This window comes from Bradyrhizobium sp. Ec3.3, assembly GCF_000472925.1.
In the GTDB taxonomy this organism is placed as follows: domain Bacteria; phylum Pseudomonadota; class Alphaproteobacteria; order Rhizobiales; family Xanthobacteraceae; genus Bradyrhizobium.
In genome coordinates this window covers 43,680-61,843 of sequence record NZ_AXAS01000013.1, presented here as the reverse complement: position 1 = coordinate 61,843, position 18,164 = coordinate 43,680, and the positions used below count along the sequence as shown (strand labels likewise).

Sequence of the window (18,164 nt, the reverse complement as noted above, 5' to 3'; positions counted from 1 at the left end):
GTTCGCGTTGCCCAGCCAACCGTCCCACGCGCTAGGGTTGGAGCTTTCGCCGAAGAAACTGCACTGCATCGCTGATCGATCGCTCCCGAACAGCGGCATCGAAAACCATCGAATAGCCGGGCGCCTCGCCCATGCAAGCCGCGAAGAAGCCCGGGTCGAACGCCTTTGCTTGACCATCGATGAGGAACGCAGGTCCGTTTGATCCGAGCAGGATGAGCGGACATTTTTTTGTGCTGACGTAGTCAGGATAGAAGTGCAACGTCACCAGGCTGGGAACGGTCCATGCGTGGTAGGCTCCCCGGTAGATGACGGTTTCAATCGGCGCCGGATTCCCGGCAGCCCGGGCGTAGGCCAGATAGCTTTCGATCTTTGCCACCGGAAGATTGTCGTCTTTCTCGCCAAGCAGCATCAGCACCGGCGACCCGGTATAGGCACCGCTTTCGGCGATTACGCCGAAATTTCCGGCGGGATAGAAAGCAACATGCGCGGCGAAGCGACCTTGTCCGGGATCCAGCGCCGAACGAAGCCGCTCAAAGGCCGTCAGATGAGCCATCTCACCGCCATATGAGAAACCCATAATGGCAATTCGATCGGCGTCAATCCTGGGCTCGCTCGCCAGCCGCCGCAGCGCCGCGTAAGCGTCCGCCACACCGGCGGGCAGATAGGCCGGCGTCCCCGACAGAACCGCCCCCGTTGTCCCGCGCGCGGCAAAGCTGTCGTAGGTCAAGGTGGCGAAACCTGACTTGCGTAGTTCAGCAACGACATAGCCTTCATTGGCATCGCGATAGCCGCTGATCGTATGAACGACGATGATTGCGGGATAGTGATCCCTGGCTTCATCCGGAAAGCCCAGATTCGCACGGATAGTAACCGTTCCGGTCGGAGCCTCTCGCGTCAGAAGCTGACGAAAGTCGCTGTAGGTAGACGATTGAAACGTGATCGTGGTCGTTCCGGCCTGTGGTGCCTGACAATGTGCAGCCGCTGTTCCAAATACGACCATCGCCATGAGGACGCATAAAAACCGGTGCATGAGAGCCCCTTCTGTCTGACTCTGCGCGTTCGCAATTACACGAAGTTCGGCAACACGATCTCGGTCATGAGCGTGCGCATGACCGCGGTCTGCTCGGCGCCGGTCCGCCGGTAATTCCCGCAATGGATCACGATGACGAGATCACGCGCGGGAATGACGAAGAGATACTGGCCGCCCCAGCCGACACCGCCGAACCAGTGCAATGGCTGTGGAGTTGTGCCGGGGGCATAATCGCCCATGTACCAGTGATAGCCGTAGCTGCGGATGTTGCTGGTCGGGACCACAGGCGTCGTGACGCGTTTGACCCAGTCGGCGGGAACGATGGGTGTTCCGTTCCAGGTGCCGCCAGCGAGCATGAGCCGGCCGATCTTCAAGAGGTCGCGCGGGAGGAGCCGCAGGCCCGACGCGGCGCGCGGCTCGCCGTCGCGGCCGACGCTCCAGTCGGACGGACCAAAGCCCATGGGATCGAACAACACGCGGCGGCAATAGGCCGGCAACGCTTCCCCAGTGCCCTTGGCGATGAGGCGGCCGAGCAGCGCGGTGGCGCCGCCACAATAGGTCCACTTCACGCCGCGCTCACCAACGATCGGACGCTCGAGGATGAAGCGATAGCGGTCGGCGGCGGCTTCCATTGCCATCTCGCTGTTGCGCGGATCGCCATAGGGGATCGTCAGCTCGTCCCAGTCGAAGCCGAGCGTCATCGAGAGCACGTGATGGATCGTGATCTTGTCGCGGCCCGGCTGCCTGGCGAGATCGGCGTACTCCGGAAACTGGCCGTAGAGCTTGGCATCCGGCGGCGGGACCTTGCCTGCCGCAAGCGCAACACCATAGGCGAGCCCGACCACGCTCTTGGAGACCGAGCGCAGATCGTGCGCTACGTCCGGCCCGAACACGACATTATCGAGCAGCCGGTCCCAGGCCACGTCCACGCCCTGCCCGTAATGCTCGAACACGAACTTGCCGCCCTGGCTCACGAGCAGCGCATGTAGACCGAACACCTTGCCGTTGCGTTCGGCGTCCGCAAGCCGCTGCGCGATCGCTTCGGATGGTGCGGCTGCAAGCAATGTACGCGGCGCAGCGAGGCCGGCGCCAAGGACAGCGAGAAGGCGGCGACGATCAAGAAGGCTCATGGCTGCGTCTCCCATAAAAGCGCGCACCTGGAGGTGCATATTAACAGGTACCTTGTAATACACAGTACCTTGCTATATAAGTTCACTTCAAGGCAGTGTAGTCAAGTGGAGGAATGGCAGATTCCGCGAATCAAATTCAGCTCAAGAAGGGCGCGCTCGAACTCTGCGTGCTCGCTCTGCTCGCGCGCCGCGAGAGCTATGCCTATGAGATCGCCTCGACACTGGCGGCCAGCGTCGGCATGGGCGAAGGCACGATCTATCCACTGATGCGACGCATGCAGGATGACGGACTCGTCGACACCCGCCTCGCCGAATCCAGCAGCGGGCCGCCGCGAAAATACTACCGGCTCACGCCGGCGGGCCGCGCGGCCTTCACCGCGCAGAAGCGCGAGTGGCGCACATTCGCGGACGCCGTCAACGAGTTGCTCGGAGACACCAGATGAAGCGTGCCGACTTCCTCCACATCCTCGGTGACGGGCTCGCCGGACTTCCCAGAGACGATGTCGACGACATCCTCGCCGACTACGCCGCCCACTTCGATGAAGCCCGCGCCTCCGGCCGGCCCGAGGAGCAGGTCGCGGAAGCGCTCGGCGACCCGCGGCGACTGGCGCGCGAGCTGCGCGCCGAGACCGGGCTTCGCCGGTGGGAAAATCATCATTCCCTGCAAAACTCCACGGCCGCGCTGCTGGCACTCGGCGGCCTCGCCGTGGTCGATATCATCCTGCTGCTGCCGTTGCTGCTGGTGGTCGTGCTGATCCTGCTCGTGATAGCCTTCGTGATGCTCGTCCTCGGGATCGTCGGAATCGGATTGCTGCTCAGCCTCTACAAGCATGTAGGTGACGGACGGATCGTCGCGCTCATTTTGCGCGCTTTGGCGGGCATCACGCTGGTGACGACAGGCGTAGGTTTCGGTGCATTGCTGCTGCTTGGACTCAATGCTGCCGTCAGGTGGCTCGGCGGCTACGCGCGGCTGCATTACCGGCTGCTCAAGCCGGAGCAGCCGATCGCGTGAGTCAGGTGTCCGCCACCGCCCTGGCGCTGACAACCTCGGCAAATGACGCAAAGAACTCTCCGGCGAGCTTCGTTGCCGTGGAGTTGATCAACCGCGCCCCGAGCTGGGCCAGCTTGCCGCCGATCTGCGCGTCGACATCATAGTGCAGCACGGTGCTGTCGGCACCGTCCGACTCCAGCCGCACCATTGCGCCGCCTTTGGCGAAGCCGGCGACGCCGCCCGAGCCTTCACCCGAAATGCGATAGCTGTTCGGTGGCTGAAGATCGGAGAGCGTCACCTTGCCGCCGAAGGTTGCCTTCACCGGGCCGACCCTGAAGACGACGGTCGCGGTCATTTCGTTCGGGCCGGTGACCTCGAGCGACTGACAGCCCGGGATGCACTGCTTGAGCACATCGGGATCGTTGAGCGCTGCCCAGACCTTGTCACGGGATGCGGGAATGCGCTGGCTGTCGGTCATCTGCATGGTCGGTCTTCTCCTTGTCCGTGAGCGAGGTGGCGGCGCGCTGGCCGCGGCGGCGCGCTTGCGTGATCTCGGCGAGGATCGACATCGCGATCTCCTCCGGCGTGATGGCGCCGAGATCGAGCCCGGCCGGCGCCTTGACGCGATCGATCGCAACGGCATCCACGCCCTCCGCGATCAGCTTGGCGCGCAGCGCCGCCATCTTGCGGCGGCTGCCGACGAAGGCGTGATAGGCGGCTTCGGTTGCGACCGCGGCACGCAGCGCGGCCTCGTCACCCTTGCCTTGCGTCGAGACCACGACGAAGCGTTTTGCCTCAGTCAATTCGCCCAACCGGTAGCCGTCGATGAGCGTGTCGGCGTCGGGCTGCGAGGCGAGATCGGCCGATGGCGCCGCCAGCGTGACGTGAAAGCCTAGCGTGCGGGCTTGGGCTGCGAGCGACAGCGCAACCGGGCTCGCGCCGAGAATGACGACCGAAGGATGCGGCAGCACCGGCTCGACGAAAATGTCCATGGTTCCCTTGCTCGGGCACATGTTGCTGGCAAAGCGGATGCCGTCGCGGCTCTCACCCGGGCTGACGCCGAGCTCGGCGAGCAGATTCTCCGGCTGCACCGACACCATGCGCGGCACGCCATCGGCGAGCGCCTCGCGCGCCGCCTTCAGCACCGCACCCCGGGCGCAGCCGCCGCCAATCCAGCCCGCGACGATGCGCCCGTCGGCCGCGATGATCGCCTTTGCGCCAGCTTTGGCCGCTGTGACCGACACGGTGCGCACAACGGTGGCGAGCACGAAGGCACGCTCGGCGGCCTTCAGCTGCGCCACCAGATCCAGCACTTCGACATTCGCTGTCATTGGCGCCTCCGTCAGAGCTTCGCCAGATAGGGTTCGAGCGCGTGCAGGCTTTGCAGCGTATTGGCGGGCGCGTAGAGATCGACATGAGGCAGCACAGCCTTGATGCCCCTCGCCTCCGGCGCGTAGCCCGCCCACGCCATCATCGGATTGAGCCAGACGATGCGCCGGCAACGCCGCGACAGCGCCGCCATCTCCCGCCCGAGCAATACGGCGTCGCCGGTCTCGTAGCCGTCGGACACGATCATCACGCAACTGCGCGAATGGATCACGCGCTGCGCGTGCCAACGGTTGAAGCTTTGCAGGCTCTCGCCGATCTTCGTGCCGCCACCGGTGCCCTGCGCCATGATCGAGAGCCGGTCGAGCGCGCGGCCGGCATCCTTCTCCTTCAGCGCATCGGAAACGTAGGCGAGGCGCGTGTGGAACAGGAACGCCTCGGCCTCGTGGAATTCGTCGAGCACGCCGTGGATGAAGCGCAGGAACACGGATGTGTAGGCGCTCATCGAGCCCGACGCGTCGAGCAGAACGATAAGCCGCAGCGGCCTGTCCTTGCGCTGCCGCTTCACCAGGCTGATCGGCACGCCGCCATGGCTGATGTTGCGGTGGATGGTGCGGCGGAGATCGAGCCGGTATCCGCGCCTTCGCGCGAGATCACGCCGCGTCAGCCGCGTGCGCATCACTTTTGCGAGCTGCGCCGCGGCTTCGTGGGCCTGTGCGATCTGGTCGGGATCGCTGAGCTTGCGAAAATCGACCTCGGCGAGATTCTCGGCGCGCGAGGCGCCTTCCATCCGTCCCTCGCCGCCGCGCCCATCCGGTGCATCTTCGGATGACGGGATCTGGTCGGTGAGCGATTGCTTGCCGCCCTGCTCCATAGCCCCTTCCTGCAAGCTCTTGAGCGACGGGCTGTTCGCGCCTTGCGCCGAGCCGACCGTCCGCGAGCGCGAGCGCTTGCCGAGCCAGAATGCGTCGAACAGGCCGTCGAACTTGTCCCAGTCGGACTTGCGCGCCGAAAACAGATGTTTAAACGCCGAGCGCAGGAGGCCGGGACGCGCGACATAGCCCGCAGACATCAGCGCCGCCGCATCCAGCCCCTCGGCGAGCCCGACGCGGAAGCCGGCGTCACGCAATGTGCGCAGGAAAGCCGCGAGCCTTGCGGAGACAAGTCGGGAGACCTCGTTGAGATCGTCGAATTCGGGGCTCGCGCCGCAGCAGCTCATGCGACCCTCCCGAGCAGGCGCTGCGTCACCTCACGCGTGACGCGCGCGCGGTCCTCATGCGTCTTCAACAGGCAGATCAGCGTCTCGTGCACGGTCTCGGGCGCATCGTGGAGATCGCCTATGTCGAGGCCGACGAGCGCGGCCGCCCAGTCCAGCGTCTCCGCGACACCAGGCACTTTCCGCAATTCCTCCTTGCGGACGCCCTCGACCATGTGCGCGATCTGGAGCGACAGGGACGGGCTTGCGCCCGCGATCCGCGCCAGGATGATGCGCGTCTCGCGATCGACGTCGGGATAGTCGACATAGTGATAGAGGCAGCGCCGGCGCAGCGCGTCGGAGAGTTCGCGCGTGCCGTTCGAAGTCAGCACCACCTGCGGGATGGTGATCGCGGGAATGGTGCCGAGCTCGGGGATCGAGACCTGGAAGTCGGACAGCAGCTCCAGCAAAAACGCCTCGAACTCGTCGTCGGCGCGGTCGATCTCGTCGATCAGCAGCACCGGAGCCTGCGCGCGGCGGATCGCAGCGAGCAACGGGCGCTCCAGCAGGTATTTTTCCGAGAAGATCTGGTCCTCGATGCTGTCAGTGCCACGATGCGCCTGGATTGCCAGCAGTTGGCGCTGGTAGTTCCATTCATAGAGTGCGGAGGACTGGTCGAGACCCTCATAGCATTGCAGGCGGATCAGCTCGGTCGCATGCACTTTGGCAAGCGCCTTCGCCACCTCCGTCTTGCCGACGCCCGCCTCGCCTTCCAGCAGCAGCGGACGCCGCAATAATTGCATCAGCGAGATCGCGGTCGCGAGCTCCGCGTCGGCGATGTAGCCCGACGCAGCCAGCGCTTGCGCGATCTCGTCACGGCCTTTCATGTTACCTCCGTCATTCCGGGGCGGCTCGAAGAGCCGAACCCGGAATCTCGAGATTCCGGGCTCGCCCTTCGGGCGCCCCGGAATGACGAGATCAACTCCACTATGCCACCGCTCCCAGCTGCTTCGCCGCTGTCCAGTTGCGCCAGAAGTCGTGCGGCATCTGGATGTGCGTGCTCCCCAAGAACGAGAACGCGTCATTGACGGCATTGGAGAACGCCGGCACGCCGCCCACATTCGGGCTCTCGCCGACGCCCTTGGCGCCTATGGGGTGATGCGGCGACGGGGTCACGGTGAAGTCGGTCTCCCAATGCGGCGTCTCGACTGCCGTCGGCATGAAGAAGTCCATGAACGAGCCGGTGACGACGTTGCCGGTGTCGTCGTAGCGGATCTCCTGCCCCATCGCGATCGCGAAGGCCTCCGTGAGGCCGCCATGCACCTGGCCCTCGATGATCATCGGGTTGATGCGGGTGCCGCAATCGTCGAGCGCATAGAAACGCCGGACCTTGTACACGCCGGTATCGACGTCGATGTCCATCACGCAGAGATAGGCACCGAAGGGATAAGTCATGTTGGGCGGATCGTAATAGGAGACCGCCTCCAGTCCCGGCTCCATGCCCGGCGGCACCGAGTTGTACGCCGCCCAGCAGATATCCTTCATCGACATGAATTTTTCCGGCAGGCCCTTCACCCGGAAGCCGTCGATGTCCCATTCGAGGTCGTCCTCGTGGACCTCGAGCTTGTAGGCCGCGATCATCTGCGCCTTGGCCTTGATCTTGCGCGCCGCCATGGCGATCGCGGCACCCGCCACCGGCGTCGAGCGCGATCCGTAGGTGCCGAGCCCATAAGGCGCGGTGTCGGTGTTGCCCTCCTCGACCTGGATGTTGTCGGCGGGAATGCCGATCTCGGTCGCGATGATCTGGGCCCAGGTGGTCTCGTGGCCCTGGCCCTGGCTCTTCGTTCCCATGCGCGCGATGCCGGCACCGGTCGGATGCATGCGGATCTCGCAGGAGTCGAACATCGCGATGCCGAGGATGTCGCAGTTCTTCGACGGGCCGGCGCCGACGATCTCGGTGAAGAAGGAGACGCCTAAGCCCATGATCTCGCGGGTCTCGCCGCGCGTGAAGGCCGCGCGCTTGTCCGCCTGCTCCTTCCGGAGCGCGGCGTAGCCGGTCGTCTCCATCATCTTGCGCATGGCGGTATGGTAGTCACCGGAGTCGTATTCCCAGCCCAGGGCCGAGTGATACGGAAACTGCTCCGGCTTGATAAAGTTCTTCAGCCGTAGCTCGGCCGGGTCCATGCCAAGCTTCTGCGCCAGGATGTCCATTGCGCGCTCGATGCAGTAGGCGGCTTCCGTGACGCGGAACGAGCAGCGATAGGCGACGCCGCCCGGCGCCTTGTTGGTGTAGACGCCGTCGACCGCGAGATGCGCGGTCGGGAAATCGTAGGATCCTGTGACGATGTTGAAAAAGCCGGCCGGCCATTTCGACGGATCGGCGCAGGCGTCGAACGCACCGTGATCGGCGAGCACGTGGACGCGAAGGCCGGTGACCTTGCCGTCCTTGTTTGCGGCAATCTCGGTCGTCATGTGATAGTCGCGCGCAAACGAGGTCGCGGTCAGGTTCTCGATGCGGTCCTCGACCCATTTCACCGGCTTGCCGGTGACGATGGAGGCCACCGCCGCGCATATATAACCGGGGTAGGCGCCGACCTTGTTGCCGAAGCCGCCGCCGATATCGGGCGAGATCACGTGGATCTTCTGCTCCGGGAGCTTCGCGATCAGCGACACCACGGTGCGGATCACGTGTGGCGCCTGGAAGGTGCCCCAGATCGTCAATTCGCCCTTGATCTTGTCAAAGGAGCAGACGCACTGGCAGGTCTCCAGCGGCGACGGATGGGTGCGGTGATAGGAGATCATCTCCTTGATCGTGACCTCCGCCTTCTTGAAGGCGGCGTCGGTCAATTCCTTGTCACCGACCGTCCACTCGAAAATGTGGTTGTGGTGCTTGCGCGGGCCGTGCGCGCCAGATGTCTTGCCTGCGAGATCCTCGCGCAGGACGGGCGCATCAGGCGCCATCGACTTGAAGGGATCGACCAGCGGCGGCAGCGGCTCATACTCGACAACCACCTTGTTGACACCGTCGTCGGCGGCATAGCGGTCGGTCGCAACCACGAAGGCGACCTCCTGGTTCTGGAACAGCACCTTGCCGTCGGCCAAAACCATCTGCACGTCGCCGGCGAGCGTCGGCATCCAGGCGAGGTTGACCGTCTTCAGCGTCTCGGCGGTGATGACCGCGAGCACGCCGGGGACCTTCAGCGCCTCCTCGCTGTTGATCGACTTGACGCGCGCATGCGCGTGTGGCGAGCGGACGAAGTCGCCGTGCAGCATGCCCGGCAGCTTGACGTCGTCGACATAGTTGCCCTTGCCTTGGGTGAAGCGGATGTCCTCGACGCGCTTGCGCTTGCAGCCCATGCCTTCGAGTGCGGCCGTGCGTTGTTCCCGCGTGGGAGTTAAGTCGTTCATTCCGCGGCCTCCTTGAATTCGATTCCGTTGAGCTTGGCAGCGGCGTATTGAATCGCCCTAACGATGTTCTGGTAGCCGGTGCAGCGGCAGATGTTGCCGGAGATGCCGATGCGGATTTCCTCTTCGGATGGCGCAGGATTCTCCTTCAGCAAGCGATGCGCCCGCACGATCATGCCGGGCGTGCAGAAACCGCATTGCAGGCCGTGCATCATGCGAAAGCCTTCCTGCAAGGCCGACAGCGAGCCGTCGGCATTGGCCATGCCTTCGACCGTCGTGATGTCGCTTCCCTGCGCTTGCACCGCGAACATGGTGCAGGACTTCACCGACATGCCGTCGATATCGATGGTGCAGGCACCGCAATGGGTGGTCTCGCAGCCGATATGGGTGCCGGTCATCCCGAGGTTCTCGCGGATGAAATGCACGAGCAGCGTCCGCGGCTCGACGAGGCCTTCGACCTCGGCACCGTTCACCTTCATTGCCACATGTGTTTTTGCCATTCGTCCCTCCCCTAGCGCGCGCGGCTCGCGGCGCGTTGCAGCGCCCGCGCCACCATGATGCCGCCGACATGCTTGCGATACTCGACCGGCCCCCGAGCGTCCGCCGCCGGCGACATGATCGCTTGCGCCGCAGCCGCGGCGTTCTTCAGCGCAGCCGCATCGAGGCTCGTGCCGATCACCGCTTTCGCGGCGTCAGCCGCGAGCAGCGGCGTCTCGTGGACATTGGTGAGCCCGATCGCGCAGCTTGCGACCTTGCCGCCCGCCAGGGTGAGCACGACGGCTGCAGCGGCGGTCGCGTAATCGCCGACCTTGCGCTTGAGTTTTTCGTAGGCGTAGCCGTGGCCCGCGGCGGGCAATGGAACCGAGACAGCGGTGAGGATCTCGCCGGGCTCGAGCGCGGTGAAATAGGCGCCCTGGTAGAAATCGGCCGCCTGGACCTCGCGGGCGCCATTCGCGCCTTCCAGGCGATAGGTCGCGCCCAGCGTCAGCATCAGCGCCGGCATGTCGTTGCCGGGATCGCCATTGGCGACATTGCCGCCGATCGTGCCGCGGTAGCGCACCTGCGGATCGGCGATCAAAAGCGCGGCCTCATGGAGGATCGGCACTGATCTTGCGACATCCTCTGAGGCGAGCAGATCATGCTGGGTGGTCATCGCGCCGATGACGAGGTTATCGCCGTCGCGGCGGATGCCCTTGAGGCCGGCGATGCCGTGGAGGTCGACCAGATGCGCGGGGCTCGCCAGCCGAAGCTTCATCATCGGCACAAGGCTGTGCCCGCCGGCCAGCGGCCGCGCGTCCTCGCCGAGGTCGGATAGCAGTTTGACGGCGTCGGCAACGCTTGCCGGCCGGTGATAGCTGAATGCGCCGGGGATCATCGTCTCCTCCCAATCGTCCTTGCGCACGGTGGCGCGGACGTTGGGCGGGACCGTCTTCCTGAGCGGAGCGGGCTGCAATGGTTGGGGCACAAAGAGGGGAATTTCGCACGAAATGCGGACTGGAACCCACGAATTGCGTCAGAGAGGGCGACCTATGGACCTGACCTCCGCTGCACCTCTCCCGCTTGCGGGGGAGGTCGGCGCGCGTAGCGCGGCGGGTGGGAACTCGCTCCACATTGGGAATCTCGATTGCGGAAGCACCCGCACCCCAGCCCTCCCCCGCAAGCGGCAGAGGGAGCGCACCATCCTCTCGGCTAACGTCTACGCATGCCGCCGCGACGCCAGCCCCAGCCTTGCCTTGACCTCCGCGATCTTGCTGCGGCTCACGGGCACACGGTGCGGGGACGGGCCATCGAGCTCGAGCACGGCGCCGTCGCCCTCCCTGCGAACGAGGGCGACGTGGGGGATGCAGACGATGTGGCTGCGGTGCACCCGGAGAAAGAGACTGGGGTCTAGCTGCGCCTCGGCCTCCGAGATCGACCACGGACACATGCGCTCGCGGGTGCCGTCATGCACCCGCGTGTAGTGGGCATCCGCACGCACGCTGCGGACATCGGCGGTATCGATGAAATGTGTGCCGTCGGCGCCTTCCACCGGCAGGCGCGGGACGGGCGCCGCGCGCGGCGGCTGACCAACGCCGCCGAGCGGTGCCGACACCGGCCGCGGTGAGGCCGCAGCCAGAGCCGGCGCAACTGCCTCCACGGCCGGCGCGGTCTGGTCGTCAGCCATCGCCGGCACCAGCGTCTGCCGGCGCGGATCCGGCACCAGCGACAGCAGGAAACCGGCGGCGATCACGAAGCACAGCACGGCCACCACGATGGAGAGTATTTGCTGCGACGCCGCAAGGCTGCCGCCGAGATGCTGATGCGCTTCACCGGTCAGCGGCATGAAATGCATGCCGTGCATCGCGGTGTAGTGCATCCCTGACACCGCGACGCCGAAGGCGATCGCGCTCACGATCAGACGAAAGCCCTCCTGCTGCGCGAGGAAGGCGCGCAAGCCGCCATAGGCGGTGCCGATCGCCACCACGACCGAAAGCAGCACGATAGGTTCGTCATGCGCAATGGTGAACGGCCCGGAAAGGCCGTGGATGCCGACGTAATGCATGCTGCTGATACCGACGCCGAGCAGCACGGCCGAGGACACCACCCGCTTCAGCGATGGCTCGCCGATCGATACGAAGAACAGGGAGATGCCGACGACCAGCGCGCAGATCAGGAATGAGATGATGGTGGGCAGCACGAGATAGACGGTGTCCGGCGGGAGCGGCGCCGCCAGCATGCCGACGAAATGCATGGTCCAGATGCCGACGGCCAGAAATGCCGCAGCGCCCGCCAGCAGCACGCGGTTGCTGACGCCCGGCGTGTTGCGGATGCGCGCCGCAAGCGCAAAGCCGGTATAGCCGCCCAGGCTCGCGATCGCCACCGAGAGCGCGACCAGATAGGGATCGTGTCCTTCGAACATGATCTTGCCGGCCAGTCCGTCTCCACGGACCGGTCCCCTCCCGCCGCCGAGTTTATCAACGCAGCGGCGGGAAAGACAATCGGCGGCCTGTGAGACGAAGGTTATACGATCCCCGCCGCGACCTGGCCGCGCAGCCGCTCCAGTCCGTGCAGCGTGTTGGCGCAGGCCTCGGCAACCTCGACGCCCTTGATCGCAAAGTGCTTGCGGAAGAAATCGTAGTGCACCTCGGTCTCGTGGAATTGCTGCGGCGTCAGCACGGCGGAGAACACCGGCACCTCGGTGCGCAGCTGCACGTCCATCAGCGCCTTGATCACGGTGTCGGCGACGAACTCATGGCGGTAGATGCCACCGTCGACGACGAGGCCGGCCGCGACAATCGCGGTGTAGCGCCGCGTCTTGGCGAGGATCTGTGCGTGCAGCGGGATCTCGAACGAGCCCGGCACCTGGAACACGTCGACGTGGGTGAGATGCCGCGCCTCGGCCTCCTTCAGGAAGGCAAAGCGCGCCTCCTGCACGACGTCGTGATGCCAGCAGGCCTCGACGAAGGCGACCCGCTGCGGCTTTGCGAAGCGGGGATGCTCGTGCGCCGGCGGCTCGGGTGGAACCGGCGGAGGTTTGATTTCTTGGGAGGGGTGAAGCTGGGATGCTTCGACTTGCGGGTCTTGCAACATCTGATTCATGGCTTTCCTTCTTAAGGACCAGAATCAGGGCATACGGAACGACAAACGGCCGCATCCTCGCGATGCGGACCGCCACCGACCGTTCTCTTTCATCCGGACTTTAACCGTCGGCTTCGGAGTTGCACCGAATCTGCTGACCCTTCCCCTTTGCGGAGGAAGGCGCTCGCGGGCTTGGACCTTACGGCCCTTTACCGCCGGTGGGGACTTTCACCCCGCCCTGAGAACATCGGCTGCTCGGAATGAACAACCTGGATGAAATATGACGCCGGCGGGCGGCCGCAGCAAGCGCCTTCGGCATCGCCAAACCGCATGGTCCCATGCTGCCGGGGCGGTCCGGCGCCCCATGGAACGGAATTTTGGGACGGCATTAACGATTGCCGCACCAGTTGCTCAATCCGATTCCGATTTGTTCTCAAATTAATAATTGTGACCGAGATGAGCTGTGGACGAGCCTGTCGGACCTTGTGGACGGACTCGCGACGGAGTTGCGCAGATTCCGCAAATCACATCAGTTGATCCCCGAAAGGCCCGCGCGATCCGAGGGGATCGCCGTCAGCGACGTTAAGGGAGCGCGCGCCGGGCCAACCGCGTGCGTATCAAGATAACAAAAAGGCAAGAGGTCGAGACGGCATGTCCCTGCTCGAAAGCAATATCGATTCCCGCAGCCACCCGCTCTCGGTGGTGGAGGACATCGCCGCCAGCAACAATTGGGCGTTCGAACGTTCCGGCGACGACGAGATCACCATCGTCTCGAAGGGACAGTGGACCGACTATCAGCTCTCCTTCACCTGGATGGGCGAGATCGAGGCGCTGCATCTGGCCTGCGCGTTCGACATGAAGGTTCCGGTCGCACGCCGCTCCGAGGTGCAGCGGCTGGTCGCCGCCATCAACGAGCAGTTGTGGGTCGGCCACTTCGATCTGTGGACCCACACTGGCATGATCATGCACCGCCAGGCCCTGGTGCTGCCGGGTGGACTGACCGCCTCGACCGCGCAATGCGAGGCCATGCTCGCCGGTGCCATCCACGGCTGCGAGCGCTATTTCCCTGCGTTCCAGTTCGTGGTGTGGGCGGGCAAGTCGACCACCGAGGCGATGGACGCGGCGATGTTCGACACGGCCGGTGAGGCGTAAGGCCTCTCCCCTCGTCGTCCTGGACATGCGAGCGGAGCGAGCGCGATCCAGGACCCATACCGCGAGGTCTGACCGCATCGCGCGGTGCTTGTTGCCGACATCCCCATCCACTAGAACCACTCGGGGTAATGGGTCCTGGCTTTCGCCAGGACGACACCGAGTGAGCGGCACCAGCGATGGCGAACGACAGCACCTTGAAGAACATCACCGGCACAGTCCTCCTCGCCGGCGCGGGCAAGATGGGCGGGGCGATGCTGACCGGCTGGCTGGCGCAAGGTCTCGATCCACGCCGCGTCGCGGTGATCGAGCCGCACCTGTCGCCGGAGATCAGCGCGCTTGCTGCGAAAGGCGTTGCGCTCAATCCGGATGTGACCAGCGCCGGCAGCGTCGAGACGCTTGTCGTCGCGGTCAAGCCGCAATCCTTCCGCGAGGCCGGCGCGAAGCTGAAGCCCTATGTGTCTGCAGGCACCTCGGTGGTCTCGATCATGGCGGGAACCACGATCGCCTCGCTGCAAGAAGTCTGCGGCGGCGCCGTCGTGCGCGCGATGCCGAACACGCCGGCCGCGATCGGCCGCGGCATCACGGTTGCCGTGGCCGCGAACAATGTCAGCGACAAGCAGCGCGCAGTCGCCGACGCGCTGCTCCGCACCACCGGCTCGGTCGAATGGGTCGAGGATGAAGGCCTGATGGATGCTGTCACCGCCGTGTCCGGCTCCGGCCCCGCTTATGTCTTCCTGCTCGCCGAAGAGCTCGCGCGCGCCGGCGTGGAGGCAGGTCTGCCGGAAGCGCTCGCAACCAAACTCGCGCGCGAGACCGTATCAGGGGCCGGCGAATTGTTGCACCGCTCGGAGCTCGCATCGAGCACGCTGCGCCAGAACGTCACCTCGCCCGGCGGCACCACCGCCGCGGCGCTCGAGGTGCTGATGGGCGAAGTGGGCCTGCGTGACCTGATGATCCGCGCGATCGCGGCGGCGACGAAGCGATCGAAAGAGCTCGCCAAGTAATTCGATGCCGTAGGGTGGGCAAAGCGGAAGCGTGCCCACCACTTCTGTCGCACACGTGGAGAGATGGCACGGCGCAAGAGCGCCTTTGCTCACCCTACGGCATCCCCGCTTTACGGCTTCTTCTACGTTGCGCCCAACCGCTTGTTGAACGTCTCGACATTGACGAGGCCGCGGGCGTGGCGGCCTTCGCCGAGCTTGCGCGCACCCTCGAACGCCTCGACCTCGAAGCGGATCACGCGGCGCTCGACCGCGATCACCTTCGCGGTGGTCCGCACCGTCGCGCCGACGAGGCTTGCTGCGAGATGGCGGATGTCGACCTCGGTGCCGACCGTGACCCAGCCCGGCTGAAGTGCACCGCGGATAGCATCCCCCGCAGTCATCTCCATCTCCAGGATCATCATCGGCGTCGCATAGACCATCGGCATGCCGGGCACGAAATGCCCAACCGTGCGCTCCGCCGGCACCACCAGCGTGCGCTAAGCGCTCATGCCGATCGTGATGAACTCGCGTGCGTCCATGATGCCTTGTTCGTCATTCCGGGACGCGCGAAGCGCGGACCCGGAATCCAGAGGTTGGGGATCGAGATTCCCCAATGCGCAATTGCGCATTGGGGTTCAGCCCTGCGGGCTGCCCCGGAATGACGCTCACGCGTCACTTCTTCGCCGCGGCCGCGCGTTCCACGAAGGTCTTGCCGCCCTTCATCTTGTGACGAAGCGGAGCTTCGTTGATCTGGATGACGACGGCTTCCGCGTCGACGCCGAGATTCTTCACCAGCGCCTGCGTGATGTCGCGCATCATGCCGGCCTTCTGTTCGTCGGTGCGGCCTTCGGCCATGCTGATGGTGATCTCAGGCATCGTCTTCTCCCTGCGGCTTTCGCGATGACCGGGCACATCCCGGCCATTCATGGTCGTTCGCATCAAACAGGACGCAGATGCCCGGGACAAGCCCGGGCATGACGGCTATCGCGAATAGCTAACCCCAGCTCACGTCATGGCGCGCGAGCACCTCGCGCACCTTCGCGACCAGATCGGCCTCGCCGCACGAGAATTGTGCCGGGCGCGTCTCGCGCCATTCCTGGTTGGAGGCGATCGCGGCCGCGGCCTTGGCGCCTTCGATCAGATCCTTGATCTGGACCTCGCCGCGCGCCTTCTCATCCGAGCCCTGGATGATCACGCAAGGCGAATTACGGCGATCGGCATATTTGAGCTGGTTGCCCATGTTCTTGGGGTTACCAAGATAGAGCTCGGCGCGGATGCCCGCGCTGCGCAAGGCGCTGACCATTTTCTGGTAGTCGGCGACGCGGTCGCGATCGAACACGGTGACGACGACGGGCCCGAATTCGGGCCGCGTGTCGAGCTTGCCGAGCAGCGTCAGCGCGGCCTGCAAGCGCGACACGCCGATCGAAAAACCTGTCGCCGGCACCGGCTCACCGCGGAAGCGCGAGACGAGGCCGTCATAACGCCCGCCGCCGCCGACCGAGCCGAAGCGAACCGGGCGGCCCTTCTCGTCCTTGGTGTCGAGCAGGAGTTCAACCTCGTAGACGGGGCCGGTGTAGTATTCGAGGCCGCGGACGACGGAAGGATCGATCTTGATGCGATCTTCGCCGTAGCCGGCAGCCGACACGAGCTTGCCGATCTGGTCGAGTTCATCGCGTCCCTGCTGTCCGATGGCACTGGCCGCCAGTCGCGAGTCAAGCGGTCCGTTATTCTGTTCGATAGCGGAGATGACAAGCGCGATGTCGTCCTCCTTCAGGCCTGCGCCCTTGGTGAAGTCGCCGGACTCGTCCTTGCGACCCTCGCCGAGGAGTTGTCGCACACCGGCAAGACCAAGCCTGTCGAGCTTGTCGATCGCGCGCATGACGGTGAGCCATTGGGCGTCGTCGGCGATGCCGAGCGCATCGCGCACGCCATCGAGAACTTTCCGGTTGTTCACTTTCACCACGTAGGAGCCACGCGCGATGCCGAGCGCCTCCATCGTGTCCGCGGCCATCATGCAAATCTCGGCGTCCGCCGCCGGCGTCGCCGAGCCGACCGTGTCGGCATCGAACTGCATGAACTGGCGGAAGCGGCCGGGGCCGGGCTTCTCGTTGCGGAAGACGTAGCCGGCGCGGTAGCTGCGATAGGGTTTTGGCAGCGTATCGAAATTCTCGGCGACGTAACGCGCGAGCGGCGCGGTCAGGTCGTAGCGCAAGGAGATCCACTGCTCGTCATCGTCCTGGAACGAGAACACGCCCTCGTTCGGGCGGTCCTGGTCGGGCAGGAATTTTCCGAGCGCGTCCGTATACTCCATGGCCGGCGTTTCCACCGGCTCGAATCCGTAGAGCTCGTAGACGGCCCGGATCTTCTCGACCATCTGGCGCGTGGCCTTGATCGCGGCGGGATCGCGATCCTCCAGCCCGCGCGGCAGGCGCGCCTTCAGTTTCTGGGGTTTTTTGGGTTTTTCGGCCATGCGCGGCGTTTACCAGCCGACGCGCGATGCGGCAACTGGCGTGTTCTTCACCTCGCCCCGCTTGCGAGGAGAGGTCGAAATTCACGCTGCAAGCGGGAATTTCGGGTGAGGGGGACTCTCCGCGAATCTCACTGCCACCGCCCCCGTGGAGACTCCCCCTCACCCCACCCTCTCCCCGCAGGCGGGGCGAGGGGAAGAGAGAGCGTGCTCCGCGTCGCGCCCTACGGCTGCTCCATCCGCGCCCGCAGCGCGTCGGCGTCGGCCTTCGGCATGGATTTCAGGAGCGGCTTGATGGTCTCGCCGCCGACGATCTTGTCGTTGCGCATGAACATCCAGTCCGAAATGTCGGCATCCCCAAACTCGACGAGGTCGCCTTCCCGCTTGCCCGGCAGGTCGCGCGGGCGGTTGGCGAAGCGCCCGGAATAGGTGCCGTTGGGAAGCTTCTTCACGTCGGCCATCCAGATGTGCTCGGCGCTGTCGCCGCCTGTCGGGAAGCGCACCTTCAGGGAGTGCCCGGTCTCCGTCGCTTTCGGCGCATCGTAGGAGGCCCAGAACGTCGGCAGCGTGCCACGCGCGCGGGCGATCGCGGCGTTCATCTCGGGATTGCCGGTGCGGACGTCGATGACCGGCGAGCGGTCCTGGGCCCCGACCTGCGGCGTGGGGCCGATCGTCAGAATGCCGAAGACCGTGATGCCGGTGATGGCAGCGAGCACTGCCCATTTCAGGGATTGGGGGAGCGTGGGAGCCATGATCGCGCGTCCAAATGCCTTGATGTCTCCGGCTTTGTCGCGCGATCGCGCGGGTGCGTTCATGACGCCGGCGTTCCCCAGATGCAGCGCAGCGCGCCGCGCTTGCGGCGTGGTGCGCTGCTGATCCGGGGCCCATCCGGCTCCGATGGGTCCCGGCTCAGCGTCGCGTCACTCC

19 protein-coding genes and 1 riboswitch are annotated in these 18,164 nt (G+C 65.1%); of the genes, 4 read left to right on the top strand and 15 right to left on the bottom strand.

Annotated elements, in window-relative coordinates; genetic code table 11:
• Positions 1-31 precede the first annotated feature (31 nt).
• Together YUU_RS55085 and YUU_RS0114845 are read right to left on the bottom strand one after the other, a co-directional pair.
• A complete protein-coding gene (locus YUU_RS55085) occupies positions 32-1,006 on the bottom strand; it encodes a dienelactone hydrolase family protein (protein WP_027523094.1) in 975 nt (324 codons plus the stop codon).
• Positions 1,007-1,065: 59 nt separating this feature from the next.
• The gene (locus YUU_RS0114845; RefSeq protein ID WP_051389748.1) at positions 1,066-2,160 is read right to left on the bottom strand and encodes a serine hydrolase; all 1,095 of its coding nucleotides are present in this window, start codon (positions 2,158-2,160) and stop codon (positions 1,066-1,068) included.
• Between the two features lie 113 nt (positions 2,161-2,273).
• On the opposite strand from YUU_RS0114845, the gene YUU_RS0114840 reads away from it, so the two are divergent.
• The gene (locus YUU_RS0114840) at positions 2,274-2,603 is read left to right on the top strand and encodes a PadR family transcriptional regulator (protein WP_027523092.1); all 330 of its coding nucleotides are present in this window, start codon (positions 2,274-2,276) and stop codon (positions 2,601-2,603) included.
• Positions 2,600-3,172 (top strand): DUF1700 domain-containing protein, encoded by a 573-nt coding sequence (locus YUU_RS0114835; RefSeq protein ID WP_027523091.1) that lies wholly within the window; start codon positions 2,600-2,602, stop codon positions 3,170-3,172. The genes YUU_RS0114840 and YUU_RS0114835 overlap by 4 nt, the downstream gene beginning before the upstream one ends.
• A gap of 1 nt (position 3,173) precedes the next feature.
• On the opposite strand, the gene YUU_RS0114830 is transcribed toward YUU_RS0114835, so the two are convergent.
• From YUU_RS0114830 to YUU_RS0114790, 9 genes are all read right to left on the bottom strand, one after another.
• Positions 3,174-3,635, bottom strand: coding sequence for a carbon monoxide dehydrogenase subunit G (locus YUU_RS0114830; RefSeq protein ID WP_027523090.1), 462 nt, complete (start codon positions 3,633-3,635; stop codon positions 3,174-3,176).
• Positions 3,595-4,482: an XdhC family protein gene (locus YUU_RS50910; protein WP_051389747.1), complete on the bottom strand. Its 888-nt coding sequence runs from the start codon at positions 4,480-4,482 to the stop codon at positions 3,595-3,597. Before YUU_RS50910 ends, YUU_RS0114830 begins: the two co-directional genes overlap by 41 nt.
• A gap of 11 nt (positions 4,483-4,493) precedes the next feature.
• Positions 4,494-5,696, bottom strand: coding sequence for a VWA domain-containing protein (locus tag YUU_RS0114820; protein ID WP_027523089.1), 1,203 nt, complete (start codon positions 5,694-5,696; stop codon positions 4,494-4,496).
• Positions 5,693-6,559, bottom strand: a complete 867-nt coding sequence (locus YUU_RS0114815; protein ID WP_027523088.1) for a MoxR family ATPase — start codon at positions 6,557-6,559, stop codon at positions 5,693-5,695. The genes YUU_RS0114820 and YUU_RS0114815 overlap by 4 nt, the downstream gene beginning before the upstream one ends.
• A 100-nt stretch (positions 6,560-6,659) precedes the next feature.
• Complete coding sequence (locus tag YUU_RS0114810) at positions 6,660-9,080, bottom strand: aerobic carbon-monoxide dehydrogenase large subunit (protein ID WP_027523087.1); 2,421 nt, start codon at positions 9,078-9,080, stop codon at positions 6,660-6,662.
• The gene (locus YUU_RS0114805) at positions 9,077-9,577 is read right to left on the bottom strand and encodes a (2Fe-2S)-binding protein (protein ID WP_027523086.1); all 501 of its coding nucleotides are present in this window, start codon (positions 9,575-9,577) and stop codon (positions 9,077-9,079) included. Before YUU_RS0114805 ends, YUU_RS0114810 begins: the two co-directional genes overlap by 4 nt.
• An 11-nt stretch (positions 9,578-9,588) precedes the next feature.
• A complete protein-coding gene (locus tag YUU_RS0114800) occupies positions 9,589-10,452 on the bottom strand; it encodes a xanthine dehydrogenase family protein subunit M (RefSeq protein ID WP_027523085.1) in 864 nt (287 codons plus the stop codon).
• Between the two features lie 321 nt (positions 10,453-10,773).
• On the bottom strand, positions 10,774-11,976 hold the full coding sequence (locus tag YUU_RS0114795) for an MHYT domain-containing protein (protein ID WP_027523084.1): 1,203 nt from the start codon (positions 11,974-11,976) through the stop codon (positions 10,774-10,776).
• Positions 11,977-12,077: 101 nt separating this feature from the next.
• Entirely contained in the window at positions 12,078-12,656 is a 579-nt protein-coding gene (locus tag YUU_RS0114790) for a 6,7-dimethyl-8-ribityllumazine synthase (RefSeq protein ID WP_027523083.1), read from the bottom strand.
• A gap of 77 nt (positions 12,657-12,733) precedes the next feature.
• Positions 12,734-12,885, bottom strand: a riboswitch (FMN riboswitch).
• 401 nt (positions 12,886-13,286) lie between these two features.
• On the opposite strand from YUU_RS0114790, the gene YUU_RS0114785 reads away from it, so the two are divergent.
• Both YUU_RS0114785 and proC read left to right on the top strand, forming a co-directional pair.
• Positions 13,287-13,787, top strand: a complete 501-nt coding sequence (locus tag YUU_RS0114785) for a YbjN domain-containing protein (RefSeq protein WP_027523082.1) — start codon at positions 13,287-13,289, stop codon at positions 13,785-13,787.
• A gap of 176 nt (positions 13,788-13,963) precedes the next feature.
• Positions 13,964-14,791 carry a pyrroline-5-carboxylate reductase gene (gene proC, locus YUU_RS0114780; protein WP_027523081.1) on the top strand — a complete coding sequence of 276 codons (828 nt, stop codon included), beginning with the start codon at positions 13,964-13,966 and terminating at the stop codon, positions 14,789-14,791.
• A gap of 122 nt (positions 14,792-14,913) precedes the next feature.
• On the opposite strand, the gene YUU_RS50905 is transcribed toward proC, so the two are convergent.
• From YUU_RS50905 to YUU_RS0114760, 4 genes are all read right to left on the bottom strand, one after another.
• Positions 14,914-15,261 (bottom strand): thioesterase family protein, encoded by a 348-nt coding sequence (locus YUU_RS50905; RefSeq protein WP_245288020.1) that lies wholly within the window; start codon positions 15,259-15,261, stop codon positions 14,914-14,916.
• Positions 15,262-15,442: 181 nt separating this feature from the next.
• A complete protein-coding gene (locus YUU_RS0114770) occupies positions 15,443-15,697 on the bottom strand; it encodes a tautomerase family protein (RefSeq protein ID WP_084801445.1) in 255 nt (84 codons plus the stop codon).
• A gap of 67 nt (positions 15,698-15,764) precedes the next feature.
• A complete protein-coding gene (hisS, locus tag YUU_RS0114765) occupies positions 15,765-17,144 on the bottom strand; it encodes a histidine--tRNA ligase (protein ID WP_371260488.1) in 1,380 nt (459 codons plus the stop codon).
• 317 nt (positions 17,145-17,461) lie between these two features.
• A complete protein-coding gene (locus tag YUU_RS0114760) occupies positions 17,462-17,989 on the bottom strand; it encodes a YegJ family protein (protein ID WP_027523079.1) in 528 nt (175 codons plus the stop codon).
• Positions 17,990-18,164 lie beyond the last annotated feature (175 nt).

Excerpts from the sequence above, each read along its gene's own strand:
- YUU_RS55085 (WP_027523094.1), bottom strand. The coding sequence starts at position 1,006 with ATGGCGATGGTCGTATTTGGAACAGCGGCTGCACATTGTCAGGCACCA.
- YUU_RS0114845 (WP_051389748.1), bottom strand. The coding sequence starts at position 2,160 with ATGAGCCTTCTTGATCGTCGCCGCCTTCTCGCTGTCCTTGGCGCCGGC.
- YUU_RS0114840 (WP_027523092.1), top strand. The coding sequence starts at position 2,274 with ATGGCAGATTCCGCGAATCAAATTCAGCTCAAGAAGGGCGCGCTCGAA.
- YUU_RS0114835 (WP_027523091.1), top strand. The coding sequence starts at position 2,600 with ATGAAGCGTGCCGACTTCCTCCACATCCTCGGTGACGGGCTCGCCGGA.
- YUU_RS0114830 (WP_027523090.1), bottom strand. The coding sequence starts at position 3,635 with ATGCAGATGACCGACAGCCAGCGCATTCCCGCATCCCGTGACAAGGTC.
- YUU_RS50910 (WP_051389747.1), bottom strand. The coding sequence starts at position 4,482 with ATGACAGCGAATGTCGAAGTGCTGGATCTGGTGGCGCAGCTGAAGGCC.
- YUU_RS0114820 (WP_027523089.1), bottom strand. The coding sequence starts at position 5,696 with ATGAGCTGCTGCGGCGCGAGCCCCGAATTCGACGATCTCAACGAGGTC.
- YUU_RS0114815 (WP_027523088.1), bottom strand. The coding sequence starts at position 6,559 with ATGAAAGGCCGTGACGAGATCGCGCAAGCGCTGGCTGCGTCGGGCTAC.
- YUU_RS0114810 (WP_027523087.1), bottom strand. The coding sequence starts at position 9,080 with ATGAACGACTTAACTCCCACGCGGGAACAACGCACGGCCGCACTCGAA.
- YUU_RS0114805 (WP_027523086.1), bottom strand. The coding sequence starts at position 9,577 with ATGGCAAAAACACATGTGGCAATGAAGGTGAACGGTGCCGAGGTCGAA.
- YUU_RS0114800 (WP_027523085.1), bottom strand. The coding sequence starts at position 10,452 with ATGATCCCCGGCGCATTCAGCTATCACCGGCCGGCAAGCGTTGCCGAC.
- YUU_RS0114795 (WP_027523084.1), bottom strand. The coding sequence starts at position 11,976 with ATGTTCGAAGGACACGATCCCTATCTGGTCGCGCTCTCGGTGGCGATC.
- YUU_RS0114790 (WP_027523083.1), bottom strand. The coding sequence starts at position 12,656 with ATGAATCAGATGTTGCAAGACCCGCAAGTCGAAGCATCCCAGCTTCAC.
- YUU_RS0114785 (WP_027523082.1), top strand. The coding sequence starts at position 13,287 with ATGTCCCTGCTCGAAAGCAATATCGATTCCCGCAGCCACCCGCTCTCG.
- proC (WP_027523081.1), top strand. The coding sequence starts at position 13,964 with ATGGCGAACGACAGCACCTTGAAGAACATCACCGGCACAGTCCTCCTC.
- YUU_RS0114770 (WP_084801445.1), bottom strand. The coding sequence starts at position 15,697 with ATGAATGGCCGGGATGTGCCCGGTCATCGCGAAAGCCGCAGGGAGAAG.
- hisS (WP_371260488.1), bottom strand. The coding sequence starts at position 17,144 with ATGGTCGAGAAGATCCGGGCCGTCTACGAGCTCTACGGATTCGAGCCG.
- YUU_RS0114760 (WP_027523079.1), bottom strand. The coding sequence starts at position 17,989 with ATGGCTCCCACGCTCCCCCAATCCCTGAAATGGGCAGTGCTCGCTGCC.